This window comes from Blautia parvula (assembly GCF_020215665.1).
Lineage (GTDB): Bacteria > Bacillota > Clostridia > Lachnospirales > Lachnospiraceae > Blautia > Blautia celeris.
On sequence record NZ_CP084061.1, the window covers coordinates 3,383,513 to 3,396,927 of the forward strand.

The 13,415-nt window shown below is 50.0% G+C and carries 11 protein-coding genes; 2 read left to right on the plus strand and 9 right to left on the minus strand.

Annotated elements, in window-relative coordinates; translation table 11 throughout:
* Positions 1-100: 100 nt before the first annotated feature.
* On the minus strand, positions 101-2,341 hold the full coding sequence (locus LC508_RS15635) for a beta-propeller domain-containing protein (RefSeq protein ID WP_052099542.1): 2,241 nt from the start codon (positions 2,339-2,341) through the stop codon (positions 101-103).
* A gap of 17 nt (positions 2,342-2,358) precedes the next feature.
* Positions 2,359-2,859: an RNA polymerase sigma factor gene (locus LC508_RS15640; RefSeq protein ID WP_033142002.1), complete on the minus strand. Its 501-nt coding sequence runs from the start codon at positions 2,857-2,859 to the stop codon at positions 2,359-2,361.
* Positions 2,860-3,154: 295 nt separating this feature from the next.
* Here LC508_RS15640 and LC508_RS15645 point away from each other — a divergent pair, with 295 nt between their 5' ends.
* Together LC508_RS15645 and LC508_RS15650 are read left to right on the plus strand one after the other, a co-directional pair.
* The gene (locus LC508_RS15645) at positions 3,155-3,367 is read left to right on the plus strand and encodes a helix-turn-helix transcriptional regulator (protein ID WP_033142001.1); all 213 of its coding nucleotides are present in this window, start codon (positions 3,155-3,157) and stop codon (positions 3,365-3,367) included.
* Between the two features lie 15 nt (positions 3,368-3,382).
* Positions 3,383-3,829, plus strand: a complete 447-nt coding sequence (locus LC508_RS15650) for a hypothetical protein (RefSeq protein WP_033142000.1) — start codon at positions 3,383-3,385, stop codon at positions 3,827-3,829.
* A gap of 24 nt (positions 3,830-3,853) precedes the next feature.
* On the opposite strand, the gene LC508_RS15655 is transcribed toward LC508_RS15650, so the two are convergent.
* The 7 genes from LC508_RS15655 to LC508_RS15685 form a co-directional block, all read right to left on the minus strand.
* Complete coding sequence (locus LC508_RS15655) at positions 3,854-4,747, minus strand: MBL fold metallo-hydrolase (protein ID WP_052099541.1); 894 nt, start codon at positions 4,745-4,747, stop codon at positions 3,854-3,856.
* Between the two features lie 3 nt (positions 4,748-4,750).
* On the minus strand, positions 4,751-5,866 hold the full coding sequence (locus tag LC508_RS15660; RefSeq protein ID WP_054353106.1) for an aminopeptidase: 1,116 nt from the start codon (positions 5,864-5,866) through the stop codon (positions 4,751-4,753).
* Between the two features lie 45 nt (positions 5,867-5,911).
* On the minus strand, positions 5,912-8,371 hold the full coding sequence (locus LC508_RS15665) for a cysteine peptidase family C39 domain-containing protein (RefSeq protein ID WP_033141998.1): 2,460 nt from the start codon (positions 8,369-8,371) through the stop codon (positions 5,912-5,914).
* Positions 8,368-9,537 carry a class I SAM-dependent methyltransferase gene (locus LC508_RS15670; protein ID WP_054353107.1) on the minus strand — a complete coding sequence of 390 codons (1,170 nt, stop codon included), beginning with the start codon at positions 9,535-9,537 and terminating at the stop codon, positions 8,368-8,370. The genes LC508_RS15665 and LC508_RS15670 overlap by 4 nt, the downstream gene beginning before the upstream one ends.
* 117 nt (positions 9,538-9,654) lie before the next feature.
* Positions 9,655-10,041: a hypothetical protein gene (locus tag LC508_RS15675; protein ID WP_052099540.1), complete on the minus strand. Its 387-nt coding sequence runs from the start codon at positions 10,039-10,041 to the stop codon at positions 9,655-9,657.
* Positions 10,042-10,095: 54 nt separating this feature from the next.
* Positions 10,096-11,316, minus strand: coding sequence for a DUF6070 family protein (locus LC508_RS15680; protein WP_054353109.1), 1,221 nt, complete (start codon positions 11,314-11,316; stop codon positions 10,096-10,098).
* Between the two features lie 6 nt (positions 11,317-11,322).
* Positions 11,323-13,383: a penicillin-binding transpeptidase domain-containing protein gene (locus LC508_RS15685; protein WP_103731075.1), complete on the minus strand. Its 2,061-nt coding sequence runs from the start codon at positions 13,381-13,383 to the stop codon at positions 11,323-11,325.
* Positions 13,384-13,415 lie beyond the last annotated feature (32 nt).

A 13,415-nucleotide genomic window follows, 5' to 3' on the forward strand; every position in this document is an offset into this window, starting at 1 on the left:
GACCGTAAAGTATCAATTTATAAAAAGCGGAGTGGATTTTTTATCCACTCCACATTAGTATATCTCATTGTTTCCTGCTATGCAAGGGGTATTTGGCGCTCTACCACTCCAGATTTCCGCAGTTTTCGTACTCTTTTTCCCGGTCAAAAGCACTGATTCCGCTGCTGCCGCACAGGTAGAATGTATTGCCGATATAAATACCGCGCACACACGCCAGTTCGTCCCCGGAACTGTCCATCCATTTGCTTATGCTCTGATACAAAAGCTTCTGGAATCCCTCCTCCGGATTATAGGTGAAGACTCCGTAATATCCCTGCAGTTCATAGTAATTTCTGTCATATACTCCCGCACTGAACCCCAGAATATTCTCTTCAGGGTCAATGAGAATTGACCTGTAGTCCTCCATAGCCTGGCAGAAATCCACATTTTTCAGCACCATCTTGTCAATCTCCTTAACGTCTGCCGGATTGGAAATATCGAACATGGAGAGCTTCAGCCCTTTCCGTTCTCCCGTATCCGGGTCCGTCTCCCAGCCGATTCCCAGCAGCTTATTCTCCCCGTAAAAGTGCAGGTATTCGGAGAATCCCGTGATCTTCAGCTCACCCAGGATCTTCGGATCTGCCGGGTCTGAAAGGTCAACGGAAAACAGGGGGTCCATCTGCCGGTATGTGACAAAGTAGCCGGTGTTCCCCATAAACCTGGCAGAATATATCTGCTCCCCTTTTGCCAGGTCTTCCACCTTGCCTGTCATCTTCAGCTTATCATCCAGCACATACAGGCTGTTGCTCATGCTGCCTCCCCACCATCCGTCCTTGTATCTGGTAGCCACCACCCTCAGATAGCCGTCATATTCATCCATAGAAAATGTATCGTTAATACTCCCGTTCACTTCGCCTGCTGCCCTTGCCTGTATCTCACCGTCTTTATAGGAGAACCGCACGATTCGGGTCCGCATCTCCTCACCCCTGTAATCCTCCCCGAAAATGTAAATGCTCTCCCTGCTCACATAACACCTGCCTGATGCCCCGATCAGGGATTTGCTCTCCTGTATCTTATCCGGTTTCTCCAGGTTCACAGAGGAGATCACCAATTGTCCGTTCTCCATCTGCGGCACAGCCGGATAGAGCACATCACTGCTGTCCAGAAGTTCATTATTCACGGAAGGCACATAGAGCCTGGGCTGCGCTTCCTCCGCGTCCTCTCTGTACACAGGATAGAACTGGGAGAGGAGATACACATAATTCCCCACCTTTCTGGTGGAATAATATCCTCCGTCCTGCTCCACCATGCCCTTCAGGGTTATTTTGCTCTTATCCGTGATATCATATGTATACAGACGGATAAAATCCCTGCTGTTCACCATATACGTCTCATCCCCCTGCCATTCCAGGCCCGAATCATATCCGCTGGTGACTACACAGAGGGTATTGCCGTCCACATACATCTCCTGTATGGAATCCGTCAGGTCATCCAGTGATGTCTGGCCTACGACTGACATACTGCCCCCATCGGCAGATACAATGCGAAGGGTACCGGAACCGGTCAGTGTATAGATATAGGAGCCGTCCGTCTTCACAATATCCCCCTCGTCCACGCCTTCTGTGCGGACGTTGGTGGAAGAGAAATCCGTCTCCCCGCCTGCTGCGTAGCCCGCTGCAGTGCCTGCGGTATCCTCCGCGACAGCCGCCTCCGTACTTGCTGCTGCATCATTTTTTGAAGCACTGCTGCCGCCAGACTCTTCCACATAACCTCCGGTGTCTGCCATCCGCTTCTGCTCCCATTCCTTCCTGGCATTTTCTGTCTCCGTATATATTTGTTCATACAGCTCTTCGTAGCTGCTCCCGGCAATATATCCCTCTGCCGTCTCTTTGTCCTCTGATTTCTTCTCCGGAGCCGCCTCATCTGCTTTTGCCATATCTTTGGAGTCTTTTGGTTCTGCTCCCATATCCCCGCCGGAAGCAGCGCTGTCTTCTGCCCCGGTATCTTGTTTCGCCGCCTCAGAAGAAGTATCCATGGACTGGGCACTATCCGCTTTGTTCTCGCTTCTGTAGTTCAGATTCATAAGGGGCATAAGGTTTACCGCGGCGACCACCAGGATCACGCAGGCTGCGGCCACCCCGGCAGTCTTCCAGTAACGGAACGCAAAGTCCGCGGCGGCATCTCTCCATTTCCCGTTTCTGCCCTTCGAGTTTTTCCCCTGCTCCAGCAAGCGGTCCAGGTTCTCAGGGTTCAGGCTCTCGGGGATTTTCTCCTTGTCCGCAGACTCCCTGATCTTCTGTATGATTTCATGCCGGTTATTCTCGTCCTGCATCTGATTGTCATTGAAATTCTCATCCTTCATATTCTTCGCCTCCCTTCTCACTGTAATATCTCTTCCATCTTCTTCAGCGCTCTGTTAAGCCTTGAGCGCACGGTATTGTGGTTTTTATGTAGGATAAGGCCGATCTCCTTACTCTTATACCCTCCGAAGACCTGCATGGCCACAATGAACCGCTCCTCATCGCTGAGGGAGAAAAATGCCTCCCGCACCTGCATGTCCTGGTCCAAATCTCCCCGCACGCTCCCCTCCTGTTCGTACAGCGGCTCCGTCTTCCTGGTATACTCCTTCAATTTCCGTTTGCATTTGTTTGATAGAATCTTAAAGATCCAGCCCTTAAAGGCCTCACTGTCCCTCAGCTTCTTGATCTCCGCATAGGCATCTGCCACTGTCTCGGCCACCGCATCCTGGGCATCCTCCGGGTTCTTAAGTACATATAACGCAAAACGGTACAAATCCTGGTAAACTGCCTGATATAACTGGGCAAACGCTTCTTTGCTTCCCTGCCTTGCCTCATACGCCAACTGCTTACAGTCCGTCATGCCGCCACCTCTCTTTCTCTTTCCTATGTTCCTTCTTATCCGTACACGGCATCCCTCATGCCGGTTGTTCCCTTTTATTATATAAATATTAGTGTTCCCTTTGCACCTTTTTGTTGCATTTTACCGCAAAAAATATTATTCATCTTTTTTGCAAAGTTCACTTGACATTTTATGCAAAGCAAGCTATACTAAAATTGCAAAGTTAACTATGCAAAAGCAATTCCATCCGTTTTGCGCGCCCCTGCGCTGACTGTACACACGTTATGCATTCCAGACAAAGGAGCTGATACAGAAATTGGAGACCAAGATACGTGAACTGCGGAAAGCCCGCAAACTCTCCCAGGAAGAGCTTGCCTTCGCAGTCGGAACCACAAGACAGACTATCACATCCATCGAGGTGGGCAAATATACCGCCTCCCTGGTCCTGGCCTATAAAATAGCACATTACTTCGGCCTGACCATTGAAGAAGTTTTTGACTTTTCAGATGTGGAAGCCGCTGATAAATAAGGAGGAGTAAAGATTATGGAAAAATATAAAAAGACATTAAGAATCAGGATCGCCCTGTTTGGCTCTGTGATTCTCTTAAACGCTGTCCTGTCCATATGCCAGCGTATTATGGATGACAGGGGAAAAATCCCCGCTGATGTAAGCAGTATCATTGACTTCCAGTCCGGCTTCCTGATGGGCCTTGCCATTTTATCTCTGTTCATGCTAATAAAATACCGCAAACTTCTCCGTGACGAGCGAAGTCTGCGGGAATCCTACAACAGGGAAACCGATGAACGGATGGTTCTCATACGCTCCAAGGCCGGGATGCCGGCTCTGCTCATAACATCCATAGTCATGATTTTTGCAGGCATCTTCGGAGGGTATTACAATATCATTATTTTCTATACCCTTTTAGCCGCCGGCTTATGCCAGATCCTTCTCGGTGTCTGCCTGAAGTTTTATTATATGCATAAACTTTAATATACGAAAAGAGGAAGAGTGCGGTCACTCTTCCTCTTTTTCGTCTGCCGCATCGTTCCCGTTGCGGGCACCGGCACTGTTGTCCATAATCCTGACTGCTTTCACTGATGTACCGTCCGCGATGAAATCCCAGGCAATCTGTTCCCCTTCCGAGTAATATGCCTTTATCCCATATTTCTTAAGCCGCCGGGCAGTTTTACTGTTCACAGAATCCGGATTTTCTTCCTCATTTCCTGTTATGATCCCATAGGCAGGCATAACGGCATTTAAAAGAGATTTGGATGTAGCGTCCTTTTCTCCATGATGCCCCAGCTTCAGGACATCTGCCCTGCAGTCCCGAAAGGATTCCAGAAACTGCTTCTCTTCCCCTTTTTCCATGTCCCCTGTCATAAGAAATGAGGTATCTTTCAAGGACCAGCGCGCCACCATGGAGTTGTTGTTCTCATTTTCCGGGTCCTTGTCCGGTGGAATCCATACCTGTACCCTGGCCCCTCCAAGTTCCAGCACTTCACCGCCCTGCATCTTTACAATCTCTGTCTGATATTCCGCGGCGGTCTGCTCCACATCTGTTTTTTTATAGGTAATGTCATCTTTTCCAGAGAGATAGATTTTATCTGTGGGATACTTCTTTAGTATCAGCTTCAGCCCGCCCGCATGGTCCTTATGTCCGTGGGAGAGAAAAATTCCGTCAAGATGCTCCACCTTCTTCATTTCCAGGAAACGGTCCATGACTGCATAGTCCTCTTTTTTTCCCGTATCGCACATATAATATCCGCCTCCGGGCACCCGGATCAGGAAAGCATCTCCTTTTCCAATGTTGATAAAAGACAGCACCATCTGCTCTTTGCTGCCGCAGCCCGCGATCAGAAACAGGGCTGCCATCATCAGGAGCGGTATAAGAAACTTTTTCTTCATCATTCCCTACTGAAGGTTTTCCGGATTCAGCACTTCCAGTTCAGGAACCACGAAGCGCCCGTCTTTCCGTATGAGCACATCGTCAAAATAGATCTCTCCGCCGCCGTACTCCGGTCTCTGGATCAGTACCAGATCCCAGTGGATAGCCGATACATTTCCGTTCCAGGCATCATCATAACAGCTTCCAGGAGTAAAATGAATGGAGCCCTGAATCTTTTCATCAAACAGGATGTCCTTCATGGGGTGCAGGATATAGGGATTCACCCCTATGGCAAATTCCCCCACATAACGGGCTCCCTCATCCATATCAAAAATTCCGTTGATCCTCTCCGTGTCGTTGGCCTCCGCCTTCACGATCTTTCCGTTCTCAAAAGTAAGAGTTACATTCTCAAATACGAATCCCTGGTAGGAGGACGCCGCATTGTAGCGTATGGTTCCATTGACGGAATCCCGGACCGGAGCTGTGAACACTTCACCGTCCGGGATATTGCTCTCACCACTGCAGGGAACCACGGGAATATCCTTGATGGAAAAAGTCAGATCCGTGCCGGGCGCTGTGATCCTGACCCGGTCTGTGCGCTGCATGTACTCCACCAGGCTCTCCATGGCCTTACCCATTTTCCGGTAATCCAGGGTGCATACATCGAAATAAAAGTCCTCAAAAGCTTCTGTGCTGGTGCCGGACAACTGTGCCATGGCATCATTGGGGTAGCGGAGGACTACCCATCTTGTCTTAGCCACCCTCACCTCATGGTGTACCGGGGTGTTATAATATTTATCATAGACAGCCATATTCTCCGCCGGAACATCGGACAGTTCTGTAATGTTGTCCGCACCTCTCACGCCGATATAACAGTCCATGGCCTCCATCTCTTCTCTGTCCACCCTGGCCATAAGCTCAACCTGCTCCCTGGTACAGTGAAGAAGCATTTCCCTCTGCACTCTGGGGTCGGTAAAATGCGGGAAGGGAACTCCCCCTGCCTGATATACCTCCCGGATAAGCTGCTTTGCCAGCTCTGTGGTGGAATATCCTGTGTAATGGATATAGACCTTATCTCCCTTCTGCACATCGCAGGAGTGATTCACAAGCCCGTATGCCAGTTTCCTGATTCTCTCATCCATAAGTTGTCCTGCCTTCCATTCTTATTCCCTGCCGGGCACTGCCGCTTATTCCGGCAGTGTCTCAATATAGCTGATAAATACATTTCCTGCCGCTTCAAAGGCTTTGGTGCTGTCATCAAGCCCCATATACTTTGTCTCACCGCTTGCCGGATCATACAGCAGGGTGTTATAACCGTCATATCCTACAATGACCCTGTTGTCATTTTCCCCCAGTGATACGATCACCGGCCTCTGGGCACTCACCTGATAGAGTACCTCTTCCAGTGTACATCCCGTTAAGTTCAGCACAGTCCCCGTATCCCCAAGACTCTCCTGCAGGGCGGCAGTGTCAAGGGAGGCTGACCGGAAGCCTTCCGGTATGTCATCCAGGTTCAGGGTCACCTTTGTCTTCTGGTTTCCTCTCTCCCACACATACTGCTGGTTACGGTTTAAAACTACCCCCATCATTTCATCCGCTGCTCTGATGGCCTGGGCCGGGCTGCTGTAGATACCCGCCAGGCTGCCTTTTGCATAGACAAAATATCCGTCCAGCGCTTTTTCCTTTATATCCATGTTCAGCACGGTATCGTTCTCATTCACCATGAGCTTTGTCTCCATCCTGAGGGGATTCTTGTTCCTGCTGTCCTCGGAGAAGATCAGTCTTGTGATATTTGCCTGCCGCACGGTTGTGGCGGTGGCAATGGAGATCACTTCATCCTCCGCATTCTTCACATTGTTCATAATGTGCTCACTTGGAATCTCTGTATACCGGTCCACATTCCACTGCGCCTGCTTCAGCTCCAGAAGTCCCTGCTGGATATCCACATCCATAATATATACGCCGTCCTGCTGGTAATCCTTCACAAGCTTGCCTGAGAATTTCTGGATCTTTACTTCATGCATGGCATAGCGCAGGCTTCCTGTGGCATCCACCACAATATCCCCGTCTCTGGCTACGCCGTAGACCAGGTCCTCATTGATGAAGCCGAAGGCCCTTATCTTTGTACCCTCATCCGCGGTAATGCGCTTCTGCTCTCCGGTCTCCAGGTCCATAAAGATAATGTTCATGGTCTGCAGCGGGTCCATTTCCTCCATCCACGCCACATGCCGGTTGGTATTGGACGCCACAAAACAATTCTCCGCGATTTCTTCCTTTACTACCTTGTATGTCTTGTCCTGCATATTGATCTGATACAGGCTGTTGTCCAGCATGAGGTACAGCAGATCATCCGTGCTCACATAAGAAAGGATTTCCACATCCCGCTTCATAAATTCATAAGATTTGGTGGTCGGAAGGAAAAATTTTTCTTCCAGCACATTCTGTTCACTGTAATAGTGGTATACACAGGTCCCGGTGTATCCCTCATGTTCTCCCCGGTTCATATAACCATAGAACACAAAATCCATATCTCCGTTCTCCTCCACACGCACGATCTTAAAGTCATGCATGGAGTAATCGTATCTGTCATCCGTGTCCCGGCCTTCCCGGAAGCTGAAAATCTGCGTCATCTTATTGGTACTGGTATTGTAGGACCACAAGTCCCCCTGCTGTACAAAGGCCAGAACACTTCCCGCCTGGCTGGCTGCAAACTGGACATTCTTCGGTGTGACACCCAGATTGATCTTGCCCGAGGACACTGACATTTCATTTCCCGTAAAAATCTGCTTTGCAGAACGGTTAAAATCCAGAAGCATGACTCTGGTATCCCCATACCGCATGCGGTAGAACTCATCCACCTGATAGTATTCCTCATATCCCTCCTCATCCTTTGCGGTAATGTAGTAGGTTAAGGTCAGGCTTCCTGTAGTCTCGTTGATATCCTTGATGGTCGGAACGCCCTTTCTGCTGATGGCTGGGGCAAGGCTTCCCCAGGTGATCATATCCGCGCTTGAGTGGATGTTCACATTGGTAAAGCTGTTGTTCACAGCGGTATCATCTGACTCCAGATACGTCCTCAGCTCCCCCACGTTGTCTTTGCTGAAGGTTTTGGAGGAAAAACTCTGCACAAACTCCAGGTATTTGTCAACGTTCAGACCTGTACGCTGAATCACCCTGGTGTAATAATGCCAGGAACCCTTGTCCGTATTCAGAGTAAAGACCAGGGTATACTCCTGGTTCATCAAAATGGAATTCTCCAGGGCAAACGTGGCAGTCTGCGCACTGCCGTTCTCCTCAAAGTTCTTGATCTTGGCATTTTCCACCACTTTGCTGCCGTCCGAGGTCCTGACCTCATAGACAAGGTTTTTTATTTTATGGTCGTATGGCAGAATGCTGACAGTCATCTTCTTGTCTGTTCCCACAGGAGTCAGGCTGTCTCTCATGAAATCCACCTGCATTTCCTGTGCGTAACCGTACATACGGTTCATCTCCTGGCCTTCGTACATCATGGAAAGCACGGGAAGGGACGCCTCCTCCATGTCCATCTTGTTCTCTGTTGTCTCCTTATTCATAAAACTGGAGAATCCGATAACACCCAGGATAAATATGAGCAGCAGGACTCCCAGCTTTGTCAATACTTTTTTCATCTATCGTTCCCTTCTAAGAACAACAGTGATGCAAGGGTGGGTTCTGCCTGAAACTCCCGGGCGCATCTTACCCATGCTTCTCTCTGCTGTCTGCTGACTGTTTTGTTTTCATTTTTCACTGCACGTATGAGCAGATTCTTGGGCGTGTGCTCCACATCAATAAACTCCAGGATCTGCGTGTCGTACCCTGCGCTTTCCAGCATCTGCGCCCTGAGCCCGTCTGTGAGGATGGCCGCAAAACGCTCCTTTAATATGCCGTACCCAAGTACAGGGGCCAATGTGTCATTGGAGATCTGTCTGTTCAGCTCATGCTGACAGCAGGGCACAGACAGGATGACAGAGGCACCCCATCTCACTGCTTTTGCCAGGGCATGGTCCGTAGCGGTATCGCAGGCATGAAGCGTCACAACCATATCCACATGGCTGCACCCTTCATAGGATGCGATATCTCCCTGATAAAAATGCAGTTTTTCGTAATGATATTTTTCTGCCAGACGGCTGCATGTCTCAATGACGTCCGCCTTCAGATCCAGACCGATCACCTGGATATCATAGCCTTTCAGCTCATGCAGATAGTGATACATGGCAAATGTGAGATAGGATTTGCCGCACCCGAAGTCAATAATATTCACTTCTCTGTCTTTCGGGAGCCTTGGCAGGATATCCTCAATAAACTCCAGAAAGCGGTTGAGCTGCTTAAATTTATCATAACGGGCATGTTTCACCTTACCCGCCTCATTCATGATTCCCAAATCTATCAGATAGGGCACCGCCACCCCTTCCTGCAGCAGATATTTCTTCTGCCGGTTGTGGGTCAGCATAGGGACAAACTCCTCCCTGCCCTGTATTTTCTTAGTCTTGATGGTCAGTCTGCCCTTCTTGCTGGCAAGCACTGTCCCCTGAACGCCTTTTGCCTCCAGCTGAAGCTGGCGGAACTCCTGCTGCATCCAGTTGTCTGTGAGACAGAGAACTTCATCCCTCTGATGGTTTTCATGAAGCTCCTTCTGTCCCACAGTCCTTGTAACCTGATACATAACCCGGCCCTTTAAAAGCAGAGGGCGTATCTGTATTTTAGACGGCCCCTCTTTTTGGCGGGGGCCGCTGATGATAATTCTGATCAAATCTTCATTTATATATAAATCCAGAAATTTTTCCAGTTCTGTCATATTTTCTCTCCTAAATAAAATGCTTTCCTCAGCATCATTACTATTGTAAAAGTTTTATGACAAAACCGCAAGCCCCAAGTGCAGTTTTCTTGAGACTCTTCTTACTTTTGCTGACACTCAGCGGTATAATCTTCTGCAGCGCCTGCGCCGGCATCTGCGTCTGTACACTTCGTTGAAGAACAGAACCTCTATCAGATCCTGCAGCGCTTCGTCCGGAAGGTTGCCGCATCTTCTGCAGAAACCGGATTCCACTCCCATCCTTCCGCTATCTCTGCGTATCTGGCTGTGGATGGAATCGCAGACTTTGCGCATCATGTATTTGTCCGGATGTTCATCGTACATCCTGCTGCCCTCATAATCCATACGGTCACATGCATCCTCCACATAACACTGGATGTATGCGGCGTTTTCCGGGTAATTGGCGCGCAGGCGCCGCATATCCTGCTGCATCACCCGCTCCTGCCCCAGTATCTCTTCCCTGGGGTCCGCTTTCTTAACTGCCATAAAAAACCTCACTGATTCTTCTCATAGTCAGTATATGCAGAAAAGAAACCCGCGTCACTGTTCCACAGCGGTCCTGGGCGTGTAGGGCGGTACCTGCCCCCCGGGTTCTATGGTGTTGGACACATAGGTGAAGCCATCCCCGTCCTCTGCCCCGCGTATGGTGACCTGATGGGTAAAGAGCCTGTCATTTTTAAGCTGTGGACTGACCGCATCAACTGTCAGGGTCAGGGTTCCATCCCCGTTATCCTGTAAATCCACCACCTCCGGAATCCTCTCTGTCCAGTCAGCAGTGTTGCTGCCCGCGATCTGTATCCAGGGATATGTCCCTGTTCCGCTGTTATATCCTGCCTGCACCCTTAACTGCTCCACAGGTATACTGAAATATTTCTCGATCAGATCTTCAAATTCGCTGCTGCCGATCCCCTCCGGATACTGGGCACTGTCCGGCAGGCTCCCCTGGTCAATTCGGTAGAGCACATCATACAGGTCGTTGAAGTTCACCTGCCGGAAGTTGGACTCATCCCATTCCACAAGGAACAGATTGTTTCCCTCATAACCGATGGGCTCTATGTACTGCTCACACATTTTGCGCAGCTCTTCGTCCAGGGGGAGCACGCGTATGGCATCGGTGCCGTCTGCCTCCATCCCCTCCGGAATATATCTCTCATAGAAAAGGTAGCCTTTCTTTGTATACGCCCATTTCCAGGCTTTGTACCGCACCATATCCACCACATATGGCTCCTGCTTTTTATTCCAGTCCACGATCGTGGAGGTGATGGTCACTGCTCCTGTTTTGTCTGAGGTGAAATCTATCTTTTCCATTCCTCCGTCATCGTGAATGCGGTAGATGGAAACAGCTGCATCCTCTTTTTTCTCCTGACCTGCCAAAAACTTCTCCGCAAGCTGGTAGTTCTCCATGTTCTCCCTGTTCCTGTTATCCAGGGCAGCATACCCCTGGCTTCCCATCTTCTTTACCAGGGCTGCCACAGTGTCCATGGAAAGCACCTCCTCCTTGCCGCTGTTCTTCTTTGCCTGAACTAAAAGGTCCTGATAGCTCTTTGCAGCCTGGACAGCGGCCTCTGTCAGGGTTTCTGACTCATCGGCAGGTATTTCCATCTCATAATAGCTGTTTTCCTCTTTTACAGCCTCCCGGTCCTCCTCTTTGGCGGTATCGGCATTGACAGTCACCTCTTCCTTCTGCTGTACCTTGTCTCCGCATCCGCCCAGGATCAGGCTTACTGCTGTCACACACATCATAACCCCTTTTAATCTCACACCACGTCACTCCTTTGCCAGCATTTCATCCAACAGTGGTCTGTCCAGATCCACCACATAACCGCTTCCTCCGCGGTCTTTCACATCCTCCACCATGTTGAGCATCAGGAAACTGTTTGTCTTGTCCCCATCCGTATTGAATACGGCAAACCATCCAAGCTCCGTACCATTTTCATCATCCTGGGATGCTTTGATCTCTGCGGTTCCCGTCTTGCCGGCCAGGTTCGCTCCTTCTGTATAGGCACCGTGGCCGGTCCCGTTCTCATCCTCGATGACTGCCGTCAGATCCTCTTTTATCACAGCGGCAGCCTCCTTGGAAAAGGCACCTGCGATCCAGTATTCCGGTGTTTTATTGTCTGTCATCTCCAGATATGGCTTTATCATATTTCCGTCGCCTATAAACGCGGAGTAAATACAGGCCAGATGGAGGGGATTCATCAGAATCTGTCCCTGGCCGTATCCGCTGTCCGCAAGCTGGATCTCCGAAGTGATTCCGTCTTCATTGGAATACTGGGATTTGCTCATACCGATCTCAAATGGTATCTCCTGCCCGAATCCCAGTTTTTTCAGTTGTTCCGTCAGTGTATCTGCCCCGATTTTCAGCGCTGCCTTGGCAAAATAAATGTTGTCTGAGTAGACAAGGGCATTCCGCAGAACCGCCTCATCCCCGTACTCATGCAGCGTTGTGATCCGGTAATCCCCCCAGCTCTCATCCTTCTGCCAGGAAAGGCCGCTGGCTCCCAGGTTCTCGTCCGCCGAAAGGGTTCCCGTTGTAAGGCCCACCGCGCCGATGACAGGTTTGAAGGAGGAACCGGGCACCCAGCTTTCCCTTGTCCTGTTGTACAGGGGCTTATCCTCATCGTTGTTCAGGGAATCCCATTTCTCCTGAGACATTCCCAGTACAAAGTCCATGCTGTTGAAGGTGGGTGTGGATACCATTGCCAGCACCTCACCTGTCTTAGGGTTCATGACAATGGAACTGCTCTTGTCGTTCTTATACTGCTCATACACACTCTGCTGCAGGTGGCCGTCAATGGTCAGGGTAATATTCTCCCCGTCCTTCGGGGCTGCCATGGCAAGTGCCTCCTTTTCGCTGCCCTCTGCGTCCACAATGGAAATCTTATAGCCTTTCCGGGCCTTCAGCCTGTTCTCGAATAATTTCTCCAGACCGCTTTTTCCCAGAATGCTCTGTTCGTCATAGCCTTTGTCCCTTAATTCTTCCAGTTCCTCTGCGTTTATCTCCTGGACATAACCCAGAAGATGGGATGTGCACTCCCCATAGGGATAAACCCTGCTTTCCGCATCGGAGATCATCACACCGGGAAGTTCCAGCAGTTTATCCTTCAGGGTGGCCTCCCCCTCACCCACAGGGGTCTCCAGCTGGCTGCTGCTCATCTTCTTCACAGGGACAAAGGAATCATCCTTCACCCAGGAAGCATCCAGCTTTTCGGAAATACTGCCGGCTGTGGTTCCCAGAAGCGCTGCCATGGTTTCCAGCTCCTCCTGGGGCTGGACCGCCATTTTGCCCGGAACAAGCCCTACATTGGCAACCGTCCCCTGGCCTGCCAGAAGCTCACCGTTTCTGTCATATATCTCTCCCCGCTTTGCGTCTATGCTGACAACACTCACTTTGTCCGCAGCCTTCAGATTGGGGAATATCATGGAATCACTCCACTTAATGCGCCATTTTCCGCTCTCCTTCTCAAAAAAAGCGTCATTGTCGAAGGAGATTTCCCCTGCCACGGTATCCATGGTGACTTTATAGGATATGGGCTGGCTTTTCTCCTGCTCCTCGGAAATGTCCAGACGGATATTCTCTGCCTCTATGCCCTCATATATTTTCTGGTTCCTGACGACAAAGTCCTCTGCATTCACGGTATTTCTGCTGGCCTCGTCAAGCAGTGCATACATTTTGTCATATCTCCCCTTCTCGATATAACCCATGTACTCCTTCAGCACATCCTCACGCTTCTCCTCAAACTTTACCTTGTACAGAACCAGGCCCGCCGCACACACGGCGATGGCCGCCGCGATGCCTATCACTGCCGCTGCTTTCTTTCGCTTCATAAAATAACCTCCTTCATGTAAATACACTCCCT

Excerpts from the sequence above, each read along its gene's own strand:
- LC508_RS15635 (WP_052099542.1), bottom strand. The coding sequence starts at position 2,341 with ATGAAGGATGAGAATTTCAATGACAATCAGATGCAGGACGAGAATAAC.
- LC508_RS15640 (WP_033142002.1), bottom strand. The coding sequence starts at position 2,859 with ATGACGGACTGTAAGCAGTTGGCGTATGAGGCAAGGCAGGGAAGCAAA.
- LC508_RS15650 (WP_033142000.1), top strand. The coding sequence starts at position 3,383 with ATGGAAAAATATAAAAAGACATTAAGAATCAGGATCGCCCTGTTTGGC.
- LC508_RS15655 (WP_052099541.1), bottom strand. The coding sequence starts at position 4,747 with ATGATGAAGAAAAAGTTTCTTATACCGCTCCTGATGATGGCAGCCCTG.
- LC508_RS15660 (WP_054353106.1), bottom strand. The coding sequence starts at position 5,866 with ATGGATGAGAGAATCAGGAAACTGGCATACGGGCTTGTGAATCACTCC.
- LC508_RS15665 (WP_033141998.1), bottom strand. The coding sequence starts at position 8,371 with ATGAAAAAAGTATTGACAAAGCTGGGAGTCCTGCTGCTCATATTTATC.
- LC508_RS15670 (WP_054353107.1), bottom strand. The coding sequence starts at position 9,537 with ATGACAGAACTGGAAAAATTTCTGGATTTATATATAAATGAAGATTTG.
- LC508_RS15675 (WP_052099540.1), bottom strand. The coding sequence starts at position 10,041 with ATGGCAGTTAAGAAAGCGGACCCCAGGGAAGAGATACTGGGGCAGGAG.
- LC508_RS15685 (WP_103731075.1), bottom strand. The coding sequence starts at position 13,383 with ATGAAGCGAAAGAAAGCAGCGGCAGTGATAGGCATCGCGGCGGCCATC.